We start from the raw sequence: 16,302 nt of genomic DNA on the forward strand, positions 1-16,302 counted from the left end.
TCTATGCACGCGCTCATAGATAAGTGCGAATGAAGAAGTAGATGGTGAGGAGAACGCCAACCACAATCACAAAGATGCGCACATAGCGTGGATCGATCTTGCGCGCATAGTACGCGCCTCCGTAGCCGCCCAGGATGGTGCCCACAATCATCAAAAGTGCCTGTGGCCAGAGCACCGCTCCCTTGAAAATAAAGAGGAAGGCCGCAGCCCCGTTGATGACGACTGTCAGCAGTGTCTTGACGCCATTCATCTCGTGGATATTGTCCATGCCCATCAGGGCCAGCGTTGCCAGCATCAGAATGCCGATGCCACCGCCAAAGAAGCCACCATAGACGGCGATAACGAACTGAGCGATGGCGATTCCTATGAGCGTGGGGATACTGATGGCGGAGCTTCCTACCATGCGAGCCCGCAGGCGTGCGGTAAAGTAGGGGCTGGCGGCGAAGAGCACTGTTGCCAGCAGGAGGAGAAAGGGAAGCAGTTGCACAAAGGTATTCTGAGGTGTCCCGAGTAGTACCAGCGCGCCAATAATGCCACCAACCAGGCTACTGATGAGCAGGATAATCAGGATCGCGGGCCGTTGGCGCCGAATCTCCTGCCAATAGGCACTGGTACTGGCAATAGAGCCTGGCCAGAGCGCAAGCGTGTTTGTCGCGTTAGCCTGAATGGGAGGAAGACCAGTAAAGAGCAGCGCGGGAAAACAGAAGAAACTGCCTCCGCCCGCGACCGAATTGAGTGTACCACCTATAACAGCGGAGACAAACAGAACGATGATGTCAAGTAATGTTAAGTGCATAGCGAATGTCCCTATTCCATAGTTATAAGATTTCTATTCTACTATATCACTTTAGCAGCTTTATTGCGTTGGGGATGCCTGCCCTGGCTCGCGCCTGCGGCGCGAAGATATGCATGAGCGTGAAAAAAACTCTCTTGAGAGACTATAATAGCATTAGAGGATAGCACAATAAAATTAGGAGAGATACAAAATGTTTGTAGCTGTCAATAAGATTGCCGTTCCCGCCGAGCGTATGCAGGCCATGATGGAGGCTTTTGAGCGTGAGGCGCCCAGAATGAAGCACTTTAAGGGGTATCTGGGCATGGAGCTGTGGAAAGGCGAAGATAACACCGTGCTTGCCGTTTCCCGCTGGGAATCGAAAGAGGCGATGGAGGAATATACCAATCATCCAATGTTCAAAGAGCATCATGGTGGCGGGAGCACAGGTAGCGGCCAGGGTGAGCGCTCAAGCCTGGTCAGCCACTACGAAGCAAAAGTATTGTAAAGAGCTAAAAAGATGGTGGGACTGAGGCAAAGGCCTCAGTCCCACCATCTTTTTAGCTCTGATAGGTGATGGCTAGAAGGGGTGGCGGATGATGATGAAGATCACGATGATCAGCACCACGATGGCCAGCGTACCCAGCACGAAGAAGAGGGTCTGGCGCCCGAGCTTGACGCCGCCAATGGGCGCGGCGGACTTCAACCTGGCGCGCTCGGCTTCCAGGCGCTCTTTACGACGGTCGACACGATCCTGGCGCTTCTGGCGCATCTTTTTTAGGCGGTCATCTTCGCTCTCAGGGCCTGTACCCATCTGCTCCATACGTCGGCGCATGGTGCGGTTATAGCTCTCATATTCCTGTTGTTGTTTGGAAGCCTTGTTGTCGATTGGCTGGCGTGGCTGTGTTGATTTGGCCCCCTGTACAGCGGTTCCGCCGATCCGCGCGCTCCTGGTCGTCTTCCTGGATTTCTTGCCGCTGGTAGCGGTTGGTGGGGTGGGCGTGGTCGCGGGTTGGGCGGACACGCTCTCCTGCTTTGGGGCTTTGTTCTCTTTCGCCATGGCGATGTAACTCCTTCAGTTAAGCCTCGATGTTTGCTTTTTGATGACCCATAAATGATCTATAGTATAATGTCGGCCCTGATTATCTCTCATTCATGGCTCCTTGTTCAAGAGGGTAAGAGATCAGGGTTTGGAGAACTGATAGAGCCAGCCTTTGGTCGCGTCAACTGCTAGCTCATAATCGTCAGCCATGTTCTGGCGGATATATGGGACTAAATGCCCAGTCAGTGCATGGCCATTTCTGATAGCTTCCAGATTTGTTCGAGCCTGCTTGGCGAATGCCGCCATAGCGGCGTAGGGATCGGTGAGCAGGGCTTGTAGGCTGGCCCAGAGCGCCCCCAGTTCGCCGCTGACCCTGTGCATCTCATCACTGGGTTCGAGGCGCCCCATAATTTCAATCATAGCAAAAAGCATATCTTCGTCAACCACACCCAGGTGTTCGGCCATCAGGAGTACGCGCAGGGCATGCGCGATGGTCTCATGTTGCATGGCGATATTGAGTTCGGCATCATGACGCATGCCCCGGTCATTGAGATTGGCCGAGCCAACGGTCGCCCAGTAGTCATCGATAATGGCGACCTTGGCATGGACATAGATCGGACGATAGTAGCGCCCCGCCTCTTCCTCCTCCTGGTGATCTGTGGCCAGGGTATAGACCTGGAGTCGGCCCGCGCCAATGGCGCCGGGAGCCAGCTCTTGTAAATAGATCAGGCCGTCATCGGTAAAGTGGCGTCCCACATTTGGGCGGTCTGGCAGGACGAGCACGATATGGACACCACGTTCCAGGGCGTCCGCCAGGGCCTGCAAGAGCTGTTCCATGTCCTCGTGTGGCGGACCAAATGTTGGGTTATCCAGGCCGAGAAAGGTTCGCCGCCATAAGTACTGGTTTTCCAGATAGATGAAGCGTTGAGCCTGCCCAATGGCGTGGAGATAGGCCTCGAAAATACTGGCGATGCCATCGGGAGCAAAGTCATAGGTCTGGGTGGGGATCGTACGCGTCACCTGAATGGGAATGGCCTCGTGCTTGCGTCCATCGGTAGGTGGCACACTCTTCGAGGGCTCTGGCAGGAGCAGGGCCTCATCAATCTGATGGCGCTCTACGACAGCGTTCCAGCGTTGGTAGAAGTTATAGGCGACATCCCCGACGGCTGGCCCCTCAAAGCGGAAATGTACATCATGCCAGGAGTGAGGCATCTGCCCGTCCAGGCCCTGACGCAAGAGATTATAGTAAATGTGGCCCTTGGTGTCCCAACGGTCAAAGTCTCCATTGCGTTCGGTCATCAGGTCGATGCCGCCAACGAAGGCGTAGCGATTATCGATGACCACCGTCTTCTGGTGCAACGATTGAATGGGATGGTTGAGCAGGTCACGGTTGCCATTGTCGGTGAGGCAGCGAATGCCGTAGCTCTCAAGCTCTTCTTTTACCTGCTGGGGACCAACCTGTAAGGGTGCCGAGAAGAAGTTCCAGAGCAAGACGCAGACATCGACGCCCTGCCTGGCGACATAGCCGAGTACACTGGTGACGGTCAGAGCCTCGCTTTCCTGCCAGAAGGTGATGGCGCTTTCGGAGAGGCCCTTCTTGCGCAGCCAGGCGAGTAGCTCTTCTTGTTCGGGGGAGCCATCAGGACCGGCGCGGTGGTGCTTGCCACGTATGATAGGGAGGTTGGGTGTCAGGCCCCAGGCGGCGATATAGATAGAATTTTTCGCGCGTAGAAAGTGGATACACATCTCAAGCATTGTCATACGCCCATCAATGAGAAAGGCGGCCCGGTGTGCTGTGCTGGGAGAGAAATCGCTGGTGGCCCAGCGCTCCTGTTGCCCGGCTTCTTGCTCATCCTGTGATGGCATACTGGTTGTATTCATACGTATATTTTCACTAACTAATATGCATTTACAAAAGCTTGTAGTGCCCAAAAGCTTGTAGTGTTGTGGCGTGGGGGACGGGCATCGCCTGCCCCCACGCCACAACACTACAAGCTTAGATTGTGTTGGGGACGTCGCAGAAGAGGGTTTCGACCTCAAACTGGCGCTCTAGTAGTGGTCCCAGTGCTTGGATACCGATCTTCTCAGAATTGTAGTGTCCAATCGAGATAAAATTAACGCCCTCCTCGCGCGCATATGCTTCGGTCGGCTCGTCGGTCTCGCCTGTCAGGAAGGTGTCACAGCCAGCGGCTATGGCCTCAAGCAGGTAGCCGGGTCCACCACCAGTCACCACTCCCAGGCGGCGTACCGTCTGGCGTCCATATTCATAGACCAGGGGTTGAGTGCCAGCCGCTTTGGCGATCTCCTCGACCAGTTCGCGCAGAACCGTGCGTTGAGGTGCGGTCCCTATTGCGCCAATGGCCTTACCGCGAGAGCTGGCAAAGTTGACTCCCTCAAGGGTAAAACCGAGTTTTTGTAGCCAGAGCACGTTATTACCTATCTCAGGATGGGCATCGAGGGGGAGGTGATAGCCAAGCAGGGTGATATCGTGCTCAAAGAGGAGCTTGAGACGTCCCTTCATCATGACGCCGATTTCGCGGGGCATATTCTCCCAGAAGAGGCCATGATGGGTAATCAGCATGTCGGCACCCGTGGCGGCGGCCATGCGAAAGCACTCAAGATTTGCGCTCACTCCCAGGGCCACGCGTCTGACCTCTGGCTTGCCGATGACCTGCATGCCATTTGGGCAGTAATCACGGAAGGCGCTGATATTGAGATGCGTATTGAGAAACTGCACAACGTCATCGCGAAGGGCACTCATCGAACGTTCTCGCTTCCTGTTTTTCTTAGGAGTTGCATAAGATGTTAAAGCTTTTCGCGCTCAACGAACTCTTTGGCCAGGCTGACCGCACGCTCCTTATCATCAGAGGCCAGTGCGCCATCAATGACCAGGCTCAGCAGGTACTCTTTTAATGGGCGGAGCCAGGGGCCGGGGCCGCGCTCAAAGAGCTGCATCAGTTCATTGCCATCCAGTGGGCTCTTGATGGGAACACGTTCGGCCTCCTCGCGCAAGCGCTGGCAGCGCTCGGTAAGCTCCGCGACGCGTGCGGTTGCCCGCGCGACCTTGTCAACGCGATAGCTTGTAATATCGGCGCTCGAGAGATCGAGCAGTGTTGGCAGATCGTGATCGGCGTCGAGCATCAGACGGCGTACTGCGCCATCGGTCCAATCGATAGTATAGGCATTAGCGCGCATGTGCAGGCGCACCACGCGGGAGACCGAGTCGATAAACTCGCGGTCAAAATGCAGGCGCTTGAGTATATCGCGGGCCATGTGCGCGCCGACATCCTCGTGGCCAAAGAAGTGAACCTTGTGATCTTCAACGCTCTTAGTGCGGGGCTTGGCGATGTCGTGCAGCAGGCCACACCAGCGATTCTTCAGCTTTGGCTGAGTGCGCTCGACGACGCGCAGCACATGGGCGTATACATCCTTGGAGGAGGCCGCGCGCGGAGTAGGCTGCTGGCTGACGCCACGCAACTCCATGACCTCGGGCATGATATACTCCATCAGCCCGGCCTCTACCAGGAGGTCCAGGCCTTTAGCGGGATGCGCCGAGACCAGGAGCTTGTTCATCTCGTCACGGATACGCTCGCGACTGATCTTCTGCAATTTGTTGGCCTGGCGTTTGATTGACTGCCAGGTCGAAGACTCGATTTCGAAGTCCAGTTGCGCGGCGAAACGAATGGCGCGCAAGAGGCGTAGAGGATCTTCATCGAAACGCTTATCCGGCTCGTTACCAACGGCGCGTATAATATGCTCCTCAAGGTCCTGGCGTCCCGCGAAGAGATCAATAATGGAGCCATTGAGGGGATCGCGTGCAAGAGCATTAATGGTGAAGTCACGCCGTTGCAGGTCTTCCGCCAGATCGGTTCCAAAGCACACCTCTGGCTTACGCGACTCTGGATTATAGCGTTCGCTGCGAAAGGTCGTAATTTCGATAATGTTGTTGCTCTCGTAAATGAGGCGTACCGTCCCAAAGCGCTCGCCTACCAGGACGACTGCACTCGGCCGCGTGGGAGCCACCAGGCGTTTGATTTCTTCTGGAAGAGCATCAGTGGCCAGGTCGGCGTCGGCGGACTCGCCACGTTGAAGAAGCACGTCGCGTACCGTCCCACCTACCATATACAGTTGTTTGTGCTGAGCACGAAAATCTTGAGCCAGCCTGATAATAATATCTAGCATGCTAACATCTATGCTTTATTTCTTCTTAATGGAGCCTGCTCGATTCCCTGGCGAAGTGATCCATGGCCAGGTCAAAGCAGTAAAACTCTACGATTTGAAAATAAGGAAGTCCAACCCAGTTTTGCAATGGGATTATTGTATCATGTTCGGATAGTGACTTAAAAGAGGTTTAGCGCATAGGTTTTTTTCTGGATCCATAGCGAAGACATATTTGGCACGTTAATATTCTGAGGCTTTCTCCTCCTGCGAGAGAGGTAAGCTGTCCAACCAGAGCCGCGCTTCCTTGCTTAAGCGATGATGCTGTTGAGCGAAGAAGGTCGCACTGATATTGCCCAACTGGTGAGCGGCCGTGTAATCTCCCTCAAGGGCTGCGGTACGCGCCAGGCCATAGCGTGCGCGTGCCATGACCTCCTCGCCAATGGCAGGCATTGTGAGCATCTCCTGGAAATAGACGCGTGCGCGTTGTGGTTGCTGGCGACAGTCCTCTAACTTGCCATACTCATAGAGCAGGTTGCAGAGCTGGTGTGGGCGATGAATATCGCGCGCCAGGGCCAGACCCTCTTCCAGGTAGTGTTCGGCGTCCTCGAAGCGCAGGCAGGCCGTCATGGTCGCGCCCAGGCCTGTGAGCATGCTAATGATAGAGCGTTTATTATTCATCAGGCGCGCGCGTACCAGGCCTTCCTGGTAGTATTTCTCGGCCTGGGTATAGTCGCGACGGTTGCGCGCAAGTGTGCCCAGACTTTCCAGGCATTCGCAAATTGAGACGGAATGACCTATTTTGCTGGCTAGAGCCAGGCCTTCACGCAGAAATGGCTCCGCCTTCTCATATTCTCCACACTCATTGGCAACGTAGCCCAGGTTGCCTAGGATAGTGCAGAGGATCTCCTGGGCGTTGATCTGCTGTGCCAGTTCCTGAGCCTCCTGGAAATAGCGCTCGGCCTGGGGAAAGTCTCCCAACTCACCCAGAACACAGCCAATATTGTTGAGGATATGACACATCTTCTCCCGGTGAGCGATCAGGCTGGCCTGATCGAGGCTCTCAAAGAGCAGTCCCAGGGCTTGTTCATAATCGCCCCGTTCATAGATCAGTGTTCCCAGACGATGAAGGACGTCCGCGAGATGCTCGCCATTGCCGAGGGAGTGCGCAATCTCCAGGCTCTCCCAGGCATACTCCTCGGCCTGCTTATGATGATCCAGGCTACCATGAGCCTGGGCCAGCCCCAGCAGAATATAGGAGAGTTGTTCCTGGTCGCCCGTGTGACGCGCGTGAAGCATTCCGTCTTCTAAATAGGCGATGGATTCGCTGAAGAGGCCCCGACGGTGCATAATCGTTCCCAGGTGTGTGAGGAGTCTGCTGATGGCTAACTCATCTTGTTGTTGGCGTGCCAGTTGGAGGCCGCGCTGATAGTATGTCTCAGCCTGGAGATAATTGCCGCGCGTATGGGCGATGCGTCCCAGGTCGCGCAGAAAAACAGTGGCATCCGACAAACGTTGCAGCGAGAGCGCCAGTTCTAGCGCGGTCGAAAAATACTTTTCGGCCTCCGAATAGCGGCCACGCACGAAGAGATAGGGGCTACTGGCCTTGACGCCGCGCAGAAAGGTATCGTGCATCTGACGAGTATGCGCCAGTTCCAGCGCGATATGGGTGTTGCGGCTCTCCTGGTCTAGCAGAGAATAGTCCTGGGTATGCTCCTCCAGGTAGGAGATAAAATACTGCACAAAGCGCGTATAGACCTCGCTATCCTCAAGCAGGACGCGGGCGTAATCGGCGATAGTCTGGTGCAGGGTATAGCGACTGGGGCCATTGCTCTCTAGCAGTCCAGCATCCGAAAGCGTATCGAGTACCTCCTGAGAGAGAGCCATGACTGCCAGCGCGGCCTCCTCGGAGAAGCTATTCGGTTTGGCCGGGAAGACAGAGAGAGAGCGTAAGCCGGTGCGTGCAGGTAGATCGAGCAGGGCGTCGCTGACCTCAATGATGGCCTGGAGTGAGACACGGCTCTCGGGCGTAAGGCTGGTATGCCGGTCAATGAGTGAGCGAGGCTCACTGATTTGCAGGCGTTCTCGCGCGTCGCGCAGGCGTGTGAGAGCCGCGTTGATGCGGCGAGGCTGGCGGCCATACGACTGAATGCGTAAGTATTTGCCGATCAGGGTCAGAGCAAGAGGGAGGCCGCCAACGGAGCGGACCAGCTCCAGCGCGCTCTCGGTCTCGTCCTGGACCACGTGTGGCGCGAGCCGAGCCAGCAGGGCCAGGCCATCATTTTCGGCCAGCTCGTGAACCGGGGTGGTGTTACCAGCGGCAAAATGGAGCGCGATATGGGGAAAGCGAGTGGTCAGCAAAAACGCGCAGTTGGGGCCGCCAATCTGGCAGCTCAGGGCATCTTCGATCTGCCAGACATCATCGATAACAATCAATATGCAGCGCTGCCCAATGGCGAAGCGGATGGCCTGTGCCCAGGACTCACAACTCTCCTTATTAGAGAGGGAGGCCTCATCGACATGCAGGAATGCACCCCAGCGGCTGAGATGTTCCAGGACCTCGGGATGAGGACCAAGCCCGGCCCAGAGAATGCCATCGCTAAAGGTTTGCTGTAGAGAGGGATCATGCGCCAGGGCGACGGCCAGGGAGGTTTTGCCCACACCAGGAAGGCCGTTGAGCGCGACAAACGCCGGGCCGCGCGTCGTGTCGCTCAGCTGGTCTCGAATATGCTGCAAAAGATCATCACGCCCAATGAGTGAGCCATCAATGGCGGATAGAAGAGGGATGGTGGGGTCGAGAATGGGATCTGGTGAGATAGGAAGGACGGGTGATAGTTCACTATCAATGGCAGGCAGAGCCAGGCTCTCTTCCACAGGCAAGGTCGTGGGCGTCTCCTGAACCAGTCCTAGTTCCTCAGCATTTTTACCAAAGAGTTCACAGAGACGTTCGCGGAAAAATGGGTAAGGGAAAGAAAGCCCTCGTTCCCAGCGACTGACCGTCGCGGGATCGGTGCCAAGTTCTTGCGCTACCCTGGATTGTGACCAGCCACGTAGCTCGCGCTCGCGCCGTAAGCGCTGATTTGGTTTCATGCCTGTCACCTCTAAGATCTTATGCCGAACCCCAACGTCACTGGCGTGACGAGCGCTTCCCCCATTCGGGGACACGCGCGCTCAGGGTTTTCGGATAAGAGTATGTCAAAACGCAGGCCCCATGGGTGCAAATACTCTGCTTATTGGGATTTATAAAATAATGCAGGCAACGTGCGAGAGTTTGTAAATCAAGCACATCCTTATAAGGAACGTCGCAAAGTTGTTATGTAGTTGTCTAGTAGTTGTCATTGTACCAGATAATACTGTATATGCATAATTAGGTAGGGGAGACATAGGTAAAAAGGTTTACGTACAAATGGGGTAAAGAGAGTAAAAGGAAGTCAAACATGAGTAAGCTCGTGATGATCATTGATGACTCTCCTACGGTACGGAAGATCGTCGAGATAAGTTTGCGCCGCGAAGGTTTTCGTGTCGCAGCATTCAATGATGGCGTCGAGGCATTGCAGGCAGTGACGAATCGTGAATTGGAGCGCATTCCAGATCTGGTCATCCTGGACATTGATTTGCCCAAGATGAATGGCTATGAAATTGCACGGTATTTAAGATCGAAGTCTGCCTGGAGCAATACGCCGATTATTATGCTGTCGCGGCATAATGGCGTTGTAGACCGCTTGAAGGCGCGCCTGGCTGGTGTTCAGACGTACCTATCGAAGCCATTTACGACCCAGACGATTCGCGAAGCCGTCAACGCAAGCTTAAAATTAACCCGAGAGGCGCAAGCTGTGTAAAAGCGCCCAGGCGCTTATTGGTTTAAGCTTACTACTTCTCCGAAAACCCTGAGCGCGCTTGTCCCCGAATGGGGGAAGCGCTAGACACTCTAGTGGCGTTGGGGTTCGGCATAAGATCTTAGTAGTTTATTAAGCTATCACACAGCTACGGCGAGAGACTATTTTCTAACCCAACCCGCCTCGCATCACCGGGCAAGCCGAGGAAACTCTCCTCGGCTTGCCTCTATATGTTTGTATGAAATCTTTCTTGCTTCAGGCTCCCATAGCCATTTTTTGCTATAAAGGCCCTTCTGGATTGATATTGCTTGACTAGAACCTATCTTCTGGTATACTTAGGAAAATATGTTCTAGAATTCTGCTAGAAAGGAGGAAGGGTCATTGGATACTATGCAGACAAGAAGGGAGCCACGTCCGCTGATGTATGATCCAGCAGAAGAAGATGACGCTATCTACGAAACCCGGTCGAGGACAAGTACACGGAGGTATCGCTCAAACCCGCCGACACGTGAGCGCAATACGCGCGACGATGTCATGATTGATCGCAAGGCTGTTCCCCAGCGCAGGCGCTCGGGTCAGACACGAGAGATGCCTATGGTTGAGGTTCCCGTCCGTGAGTCACGCGACCTGAAGCGTGAGCGTCCAAAGGCAAAAAAGGGCAATCCCGCTCTTTTGATTATGGTCATTGGCATGGCCTGTACCGTGTTATTGATTCTCGGGATGAGCACGCTGGCTTCCTGGTGGCATGTTTACCAGGATGATCTGCACTATGGTCGCCCGCGAACATATCAGTTTGACGCCGTAGTTGGCCACAATGATAGCGCACAAAATAAAACTCATTTCGTCATTATCAATTTAAATCGTCGCATCCAGATTATCGAGATTCCCGGTGGCGATCCCTCAAAGTCACGTATGTTTACTGGCCCCTCGCTCGTGGGCTCTGGTCAGGATCTCACACCCGCCTGGGGTGAGGCCACCAAAGACGTGAACGGCGATGGAAAACCCGACTTAATCGTGCATGTGCTTGATCAGCAATTCATTTTTCTCAATGATGGATCTACTTTTCACCAACAGCACTGATTAATTTCTTCTTTTTATAACCTGACACCCCCTTTGGGATGCCAGGTTTTTTCAGGGGCTGGCAGGGTGTGTTATTGTGCAAAAGTAAAGTTTATTATGAATTATGTTATTGACTTATGTACCTGTGCTTTAATAGAGTGTAGAGTATATGACGTGACCGGGCTAATGGGCCCGGTCACGTCATATACTCTACACTCTATTACCCCGCCTTAATATATATAGTTTACAATAGTATAGAGTTAGAAATACATATAGAGAGGTAAATATGAGTGAAGGAACGCATGAGGCGGCCCTCTATTTCTGGGCGATTGGAGATATGCACTACCGTGCCATGCCAGCCTGGCACGAGGTGCACGAGCAGCGTTTGCAGTTAATGTTTGTTGATCTGCGCGCGCTCTGGCAGGAGGAGGGGGAGCCTGCCTTCTGTGCCGCCCCAGGTGACCTGGTGGAGACCTGCGCGCCCGCTAACTATGAGCTTGCCCGGACCTGCCTTACTCGGGAGCTGGGCGATATCCCTTTCTATCCAGGTGTGGGCAATCATGAATTTCATGGCCCCGATGGCGAAGATCCGGCTACTATGCTAGAGACTTTTCACCACTTCTGGCAGCAGCCCCCGCGCTATAGCTGGCAGGTGGGAGGCATCACCTGCATTATGCTCGACTACCCAGATCCACATATGCTTCAGGACCCGGCCTATGTCTATGTCTCACGTGAGACACTGGCGTTCCTGGACGAGACCTTGATGGCTTCTCGCGGGAAGCCTGCCGCTATCTTCTTTCATGCCCCGCTGCGCAACACGGTCCTGGACCGCGACCCACATGTCGGTCGTGACTATAACTCCATGCAGAACTTCTTCTCGCCCGAGAACTCGCAGGCCGTGCGTGATATCCTGGCGCGCCACGATCGGACCTGTCTCTTTCTCAGCGGGCATACCCATACTGGCTGGGAGGCTCCGGGTCTCGTCAAGAGCGAGCAGTTGGGGCAGAACACGGTGACCTTTATCAACCTCATGTCGCCCTGGTATACAGGGAATCAAGGCGCGGTCCGTATTGATAAGGAGCTGCAAACCGTGACCTATGTCCCCGATGAGCCGGATGTAGTGGTGAGTTTCGCCTTTCAGATAAGAGGGGAAGAGGTGCTGATCCGTGCGCGTGAGCACCACTCCCGGCGTTGGCTCAAAGAGTGGCGCGTGAGTATACGCTAAACAAGGCTTGCTTACTTTTCTGTTCGCCTGGGAGAGCGTATTCCCTGCTTCTCACGAGTCACTTTTTCTTCCTCCTCGAGTCCAAGGAGATGATGCACAATATAGAGGGGGCGTGCGCGTACCTCATCGTAGATACGTCCCAGATATTCTCCGATGATGCCGAGAAAAATGAGCTGTATGCCTCCCATAAAGAGCACCATAATCAGAGTCGAAGCCTGTCCTACAATTGCATCCGTGAAGAGACGTAGCACAATCGCAATAATGATGCCTATCAGGCTTAAGAAAGCCAGGATCATGCCGAAGGTGGTCGCGATTTGCAAGGGTAGGTGACTGAAGCTGGTAATGGCATCCATTGAGAAACGGAGCATTTTCTGGAATGGATATTTGGTTGTTCCAGCGAAGCGCTCATGGCGGTCATAAAGAACGGCCTCCTGGCGAAAACCAACCCAGGCTGAGAGGCCGCGCATAAAGCGATGATGCTCACGCATGGAGATCAGGGCATCCACAACGTGACGATCCAGCAGGCGAAAATCACCTACATTGCGCGGAATCTCGATAGAGGTGATGCGGCTAATGAGGCGATAAAAAAGCGAGGCGGTGATAAGCTTGAATTTTGTCTCGCCATCGCGTTTGGCGCGTTGAGCATATACGACCTCAGCTCCCGCCTTCCAACGTTCAATTAGCTGTAGAATGACTTCGGGTGGATCTTGTAGATCGGAGTCAATAATAATCACAGCCTGTCCCTGAGCGTAGTCGAGTCCCGCTGAGATCGCAACCTGGTGCCCAAAGTTGCGCGAGAAATCAACCACGCGCACGCGAGTGTCTTGCTGATGAAGTGACTGCAAAATTTGGTAAGAGTTATCGCGACTACCATCATTGATCAAAACTAGCTCGAATGGTTCCTGTAACTGTTCCATAACAGCTACGACCCGAGCGTAAAAGTGGGGAATGGTCTCTTCCTCGTTAAAGACCGGAGCAACAATTGAATACGTTGGTTGGGTGGTAGGTGGTGTAGTTGAACTTTCTTCTTGTTGGACAACCATTGTACGTTTTTCTCCTCGTACCTTTAGGCCGTTTTCTTTCTTAGCAAGTAGCCTTTCAGGCATAAGTTTACCATGATATTTCTCGCTATGATAGTAGTGGGAGTTTTTTACTGTTGATGTTGGGCACACCTGTTTCTTAAAACGGGGTCATGACATTTTTTCCTCCCTGTTTTCCCGCTAAGGGCAAGCATCTCCAAAATGAGCCAGAATTTCTCCCACTAAACCAACATCATAGCCTTCCAGTCCCGTTTTAGAGCGGTTTCATTGACATCACCTCTGCCCCCTGATAAAAAACAAGAAATGATGGAGATGTGCAAGTCTCTGAACCGGAACTGCAAGCAACCATCGCCTCAGCGAAAATGCTGCGCCCAGACGATGGGGATTCCCTGGATCTCATCGAAACCCGCTATGCTCCCATGCGCCAAAGTTTGCTCTCGCTCTACCAGGCGCTCGACTGGCCTCCTGTTCGTGCGACAGAACCCGCTCTCCAGGCGCTTGAACAGGTCTCGCACCTGGCCCAACACCGCAAACGGGTCACGGCTCCGATTCAGAAAATTGGGAAGGGAAAAATGGTTGCTCCACTGGGGCATCTGACTGAACGATGGCGCAAGCATGCCTTGGCAGGGAAAGGAATTGCCCCAACCTATTATGAGACCGCGGCTTTTGATGCGCTCAAAGGGCGTGTGCGATCAGGAGATATTGCGGTAAACGGAAGCCGAAGATATAGAGCCTTCGAGGGATACCTCCTCCCTCAGCCCGTTTTGAACAGCTTGTCCAGAAACACCGGACCCGGCTTGCCGTAGCGGATGAAGTAGTTGCCTACCTGACGGCGAAACAGCAAGAGATCAAAAGCGGGCTAATCGCTCTCCAGTCGGAGATGAGAAGCTCGTATTGGTAGCGGCGCTGATGGGTTATGGGCATGAATTTAGGGTTGACCAAATTGGAAAGCATGACATTCGACCAAGTCAATACAAAGCTCATTACCGATCAATGGAATGAGATGTGGCGGGTGGCTTCATCCATTCATCATGGAACCGTCTCTGCCTCCTTGTTGATGCGTAAGCTTGCAGCCTATCCTCGTCAAAATCAGGTTGCGAGAGCATTGACCGAGCTTGGCAAGCTTGAACGGACCGTGTTCCTGCTGGAGTATTTTCGCGACGCCGAGTGGATTCTCAAACAGGATGTGATAGAAAGGCTCGTCTTGTCTGCTGGTTCTCTTCTATGATATACTCATCCTTGTTGGGATGTTGGGAAGAACCTATTTGTGGAACAAGGACGTATGCCAAAAACACCTGCAGCGACTCTCACCTGGTTCCTGAGAGCAACTCCTACAAACTCCATATCTCTGACCAACGACCGATGTGGATTGAGCCGGGAACCGAGGGGTCGTGTTTTGCCTGGTTAACAACCCATACTTCATTCTCTTTCCAGGGCCAGCACGGGCATCTTAACGTCTATAAAGAGCAGCGAGCACGAGGCGCAGGCTACTGGTATGCCTACCATACAGCCGCTGGCCAGACCCACAAGCGCTATCTCGGACAAAGTGCCGCTGTGACGCTCACACGTCTAGAGGAGGTAGCCCGGGCCTTTCGGGCGTCGCCACCTGGCGAATTGCAGACTGCCCGTATAGGCAGAGAGGCCACTTCCACCACGACACAGCAAGGCAGCGAACCCGGTGAGCTGAGAACGACGATCGTGATGACCAGGCTCTCTCCCCCACATTTGCCTGCCACGCTGGTCATACGAGAACGATTGCTCGCGGCGTTGGATACCGCCCTCTCTCGCCCGCTCACCCTGCTTTCCGCTTCCGCTGGATGGGGCAAGACCACCTTGCTTGCGACATGGGCGCACAGGCATCCCCAATCAGTGGCCTGGTTCCTCTGGAAGAGATGGACAATGACCCGACGCGCTTCTGGACCTCGCTGATTGAGGCTCTACGCCGATGCTGGCCTGGGATCGGAGAACGCGCGCTCACCCTGCTACAGGCGTCTGCCTCTTCGCTGGCTTCTCTTGTGACTGGCTTGACGACCTTGCTCAATGAATTAGCCGACCGGCAAGCAGAGATCTCGCCCATCTTGCTGATTTTGGATGATTATCACGTCATTCACGAACCGGCGATTCACGCCTCCCAGGCCTTCTGGTTGGAGCATCAGCCTCCACATGTGCATCTGCTGCTGGCCAGTCGCATCGGCCCAGAGCTTTCCCTGGCTCGCCTGCGGGTGCGCGGGCGCCTGGGAGAACTTCGCAATACTGAGTTGCGCTTTACTCGGGAAGAAACACAGGATTTTCTCACCCGGTGCATGGGGCTTGCTCTCTCGGAGACGGACGTTGAATTGCTGCAAGCTCGCACCGAAGGGTGGATTGCCAGCCTGCAACTGGCTGCCCTTGTGCTGCAAAAACACGCTGATCCTTCCGCTTATGGGCAAACACTGCGTGGCAACCAGCGCTTCTTGCTTGATTACCTGCGCGAAGAAGTGCTGGCGAATCTGCCTGAAACGCTCCAGGACTTCTTGCTACAGACCAGCGTGCTCCACCGGTTTAGCGCCTTGCTCTGCGACAGTATCACGGGGAGAGAAGATAGTGATCGCTTGCTAGAACAGGTGGAACGGGCGAATCTCTTCCTCCAACCTTTGGATAACAGTCAGCAGTGGTATCGCTATCATGCGTTGTGGGCGCAGGCCATGCAACACGAAGCCCGCCTGCGCCTGGGAACCGCCGCAGTGCGTGAACTTTACCGCAAAGCCAGTCGCTGGTATGAGCAGCAACAGATGCTGCCTGAAGCGATTGAAGCCGCGCTGACAGGCGAAGCATTTGCCCGCGCGGCGAAGTTGATCGAGCGTTTTGCGGTTCCCAACAGCTTTCGGAACGAGTATCGACTCTTCAACTCCTGGCTGAGACGTATGCTGGAGGAAGAGCTGCAAGCCCAACCAGATCTCTGTTTTCAGTATGCGCTCGCGCTGATGGTTACCACGGATCGACGCTCGTCTATCTCAAGGACACGTATCGAGTCATTGGTGCAGTGGGCAGAGCAGGGTTTTGAGACACAAGGGAAACGAGAAAAGCTGGGCGAAGCTCTGCAACTTCACGCTGACCTTACTTTCTTTTAAGAAGATCTGACCCGTATGGTTACATTGGTCCACCAGGCTCAACCACTCCTGACCGAGCGC

15 protein-coding genes are annotated in these 16,302 nt (G+C 54.2%); 8 read left to right on the top strand and 7 right to left on the bottom strand.

Going from position 1 to position 16,302, the window contains the following annotated elements:
• Positions 1 to 13: 13 nt before the first annotated feature.
• The gene (locus JMJ04_RS10130; protein ID WP_201370388.1) at positions 14 to 796 is read right to left on the bottom strand and encodes a sulfite exporter TauE/SafE family protein; all 783 of its coding nucleotides are present in this window, start codon (positions 794 to 796) and stop codon (positions 14 to 16) included.
• A 190-nt stretch (positions 797 to 986) separates the two neighbouring features.
• On the opposite strand from JMJ04_RS10130, the gene JMJ04_RS10135 reads away from it, so the two are divergent.
• Complete coding sequence (locus tag JMJ04_RS10135) at positions 987 to 1,280, top strand: antibiotic biosynthesis monooxygenase family protein (RefSeq protein ID WP_201370389.1); 294 nt, start codon at positions 987 to 989, stop codon at positions 1,278 to 1,280.
• 72 nt (positions 1,281 to 1,352) lie between these two features.
• On the opposite strand, the gene JMJ04_RS10140 is transcribed toward JMJ04_RS10135, so the two are convergent.
• The 5 genes from JMJ04_RS10140 to JMJ04_RS10160 form a co-directional block, all read right to left on the bottom strand.
• Positions 1,353 to 1,832, bottom strand: coding sequence for a hypothetical protein (locus tag JMJ04_RS10140; RefSeq protein WP_201370390.1), 480 nt, complete (start codon positions 1,830 to 1,832; stop codon positions 1,353 to 1,355).
• Positions 1,833 to 1,955: 123 nt separating this feature from the next.
• Entirely contained in the window at positions 1,956 to 3,695 is a 1,740-nt protein-coding gene (locus JMJ04_RS10145) for a phospholipase D family protein (RefSeq protein WP_201370391.1), read from the bottom strand.
• A 115-nt stretch (positions 3,696 to 3,810) separates the two neighbouring features.
• Positions 3,811 to 4,575: a Nif3-like dinuclear metal center hexameric protein gene (locus JMJ04_RS10150; RefSeq protein WP_201370392.1), complete on the bottom strand. Its 765-nt coding sequence runs from the start codon at positions 4,573 to 4,575 to the stop codon at positions 3,811 to 3,813.
• A gap of 44 nt (positions 4,576 to 4,619) precedes the next feature.
• On the bottom strand, positions 4,620 to 5,996 hold the full coding sequence (locus JMJ04_RS10155; protein WP_007908735.1) for a CCA tRNA nucleotidyltransferase: 1,377 nt from the start codon (positions 5,994 to 5,996) through the stop codon (positions 4,620 to 4,622).
• 219 nt (positions 5,997 to 6,215) lie between these two features.
• Complete coding sequence (locus JMJ04_RS10160) at positions 6,216 to 9,062, bottom strand: tetratricopeptide repeat protein (RefSeq protein WP_201370393.1); 2,847 nt, start codon at positions 9,060 to 9,062, stop codon at positions 6,216 to 6,218.
• A gap of 347 nt (positions 9,063 to 9,409) precedes the next feature.
• On the opposite strand from JMJ04_RS10160, the gene JMJ04_RS10165 reads away from it, so the two are divergent.
• From JMJ04_RS10165 to JMJ04_RS10175, 3 genes are all read left to right on the top strand, one after another.
• Positions 9,410 to 9,811 (top strand): response regulator, encoded by a 402-nt coding sequence (locus tag JMJ04_RS10165; RefSeq protein WP_201370394.1) that lies wholly within the window; start codon positions 9,410 to 9,412, stop codon positions 9,809 to 9,811.
• A gap of 378 nt (positions 9,812 to 10,189) precedes the next feature.
• Entirely contained in the window at positions 10,190 to 10,888 is a 699-nt protein-coding gene (locus tag JMJ04_RS10170) for a hypothetical protein (RefSeq protein ID WP_201370395.1), read from the top strand.
• A gap of 265 nt (positions 10,889 to 11,153) precedes the next feature.
• The gene (locus tag JMJ04_RS10175) at positions 11,154 to 12,092 is read left to right on the top strand and encodes a metallophosphoesterase family protein (RefSeq protein ID WP_201370396.1); all 939 of its coding nucleotides are present in this window, start codon (positions 11,154 to 11,156) and stop codon (positions 12,090 to 12,092) included.
• A gap of 11 nt (positions 12,093 to 12,103) precedes the next feature.
• Here the strand turns inward: JMJ04_RS10175 and JMJ04_RS10180 are convergent, their stop codons facing one another.
• Positions 12,104 to 13,135, bottom strand: a complete 1,032-nt coding sequence (locus JMJ04_RS10180) for a glycosyltransferase family 2 protein (RefSeq protein WP_201370397.1) — start codon at positions 13,133 to 13,135, stop codon at positions 12,104 to 12,106.
• Positions 13,136 to 13,446: 311 nt separating this feature from the next.
• Between JMJ04_RS10180 and JMJ04_RS10185 the strand changes: the two genes are divergently transcribed.
• The 4 genes from JMJ04_RS10185 (at position 13,447) to JMJ04_RS10200 (ending at position 16,242) form a co-directional block, all read left to right on the top strand.
• The gene (locus JMJ04_RS10185) at positions 13,447 to 13,938 is read left to right on the top strand and encodes a hypothetical protein (RefSeq protein ID WP_201370398.1); all 492 of its coding nucleotides are present in this window, start codon (positions 13,447 to 13,449) and stop codon (positions 13,936 to 13,938) included.
• A gap of 116 nt (positions 13,939 to 14,054) precedes the next feature.
• A complete protein-coding gene (locus tag JMJ04_RS10190; protein ID WP_420799462.1) occupies positions 14,055 to 14,360 on the top strand; it encodes a Tn3 family transposase in 306 nt (101 codons plus the stop codon).
• A 134-nt stretch (positions 14,361 to 14,494) separates the two neighbouring features.
• Positions 14,495 to 15,061 (top strand): hypothetical protein, encoded by a 567-nt coding sequence (locus JMJ04_RS10195; protein ID WP_201370400.1) that lies wholly within the window; start codon positions 14,495 to 14,497, stop codon positions 15,059 to 15,061.
• Positions 15,025 to 16,242 (top strand): winged helix-turn-helix domain-containing protein, encoded by a 1,218-nt coding sequence (locus tag JMJ04_RS10200; protein WP_201370401.1) that lies wholly within the window; start codon positions 15,025 to 15,027, stop codon positions 16,240 to 16,242. The genes JMJ04_RS10195 and JMJ04_RS10200 overlap by 37 nt, the downstream gene beginning before the upstream one ends.
• The last annotated feature ends 60 nt before the right edge of the window (positions 16,243 to 16,302 follow it).

Source organism: Ktedonobacter robiniae (assembly GCF_016587375.1).
In the GTDB taxonomy this organism is placed as follows: domain Bacteria; phylum Chloroflexota; class Ktedonobacteria; order Ktedonobacterales; family Ktedonobacteraceae; genus Ktedonobacter; species Ktedonobacter robiniae.

What these genes read in the sequence shown, in the direction of transcription:
- JMJ04_RS10195 (WP_201370400.1), top strand. Translation starts at nt 14,495, where the DNA reads ATGTGGATTGAGCCGGGAACCGAGGGGTCGTGTTTTGCCTGGTTAACA.
- JMJ04_RS10190 (WP_420799462.1), top strand. Translation starts at nt 14,055, where the DNA reads ATGAATTTAGGGTTGACCAAATTGGAAAGCATGACATTCGACCAAGTC.
- JMJ04_RS10165 (WP_201370394.1), top strand. Translation starts at nt 9,410, where the DNA reads ATGAGTAAGCTCGTGATGATCATTGATGACTCTCCTACGGTACGGAAG.
- JMJ04_RS10130 (WP_201370388.1), bottom strand. Translation starts at nt 796, where the DNA reads ATGCACTTAACATTACTTGACATCATCGTTCTGTTTGTCTCCGCTGTT.
- JMJ04_RS10200 (WP_201370401.1), top strand. Translation starts at nt 15,025, where the DNA reads ATGGACAATGACCCGACGCGCTTCTGGACCTCGCTGATTGAGGCTCTA.
- JMJ04_RS10140 (WP_201370390.1), bottom strand. Translation starts at nt 1,832, where the DNA reads ATGGCGAAAGAGAACAAAGCCCCAAAGCAGGAGAGCGTGTCCGCCCAA.
- JMJ04_RS10180 (WP_201370397.1), bottom strand. Translation starts at nt 13,135, where the DNA reads ATGGTTGTCCAACAAGAAGAAAGTTCAACTACACCACCTACCACCCAA.
- JMJ04_RS10155 (WP_007908735.1), bottom strand. Translation starts at nt 5,996, where the DNA reads ATGCTAGATATTATTATCAGGCTGGCTCAAGATTTTCGTGCTCAGCAC.
- JMJ04_RS10145 (WP_201370391.1), bottom strand. Translation starts at nt 3,695, where the DNA reads ATGAATACAACCAGTATGCCATCACAGGATGAGCAAGAAGCCGGGCAA.
- JMJ04_RS10135 (WP_201370389.1), top strand. Translation starts at nt 987, where the DNA reads ATGTTTGTAGCTGTCAATAAGATTGCCGTTCCCGCCGAGCGTATGCAG.
- JMJ04_RS10160 (WP_201370393.1), bottom strand. Translation starts at nt 9,062, where the DNA reads ATGAAACCAAATCAGCGCTTACGGCGCGAGCGCGAGCTACGTGGCTGG.
- JMJ04_RS10175 (WP_201370396.1), top strand. Translation starts at nt 11,154, where the DNA reads ATGAGTGAAGGAACGCATGAGGCGGCCCTCTATTTCTGGGCGATTGGA.
- JMJ04_RS10150 (WP_201370392.1), bottom strand. Translation starts at nt 4,575, where the DNA reads ATGAGTGCCCTTCGCGATGACGTTGTGCAGTTTCTCAATACGCATCTC.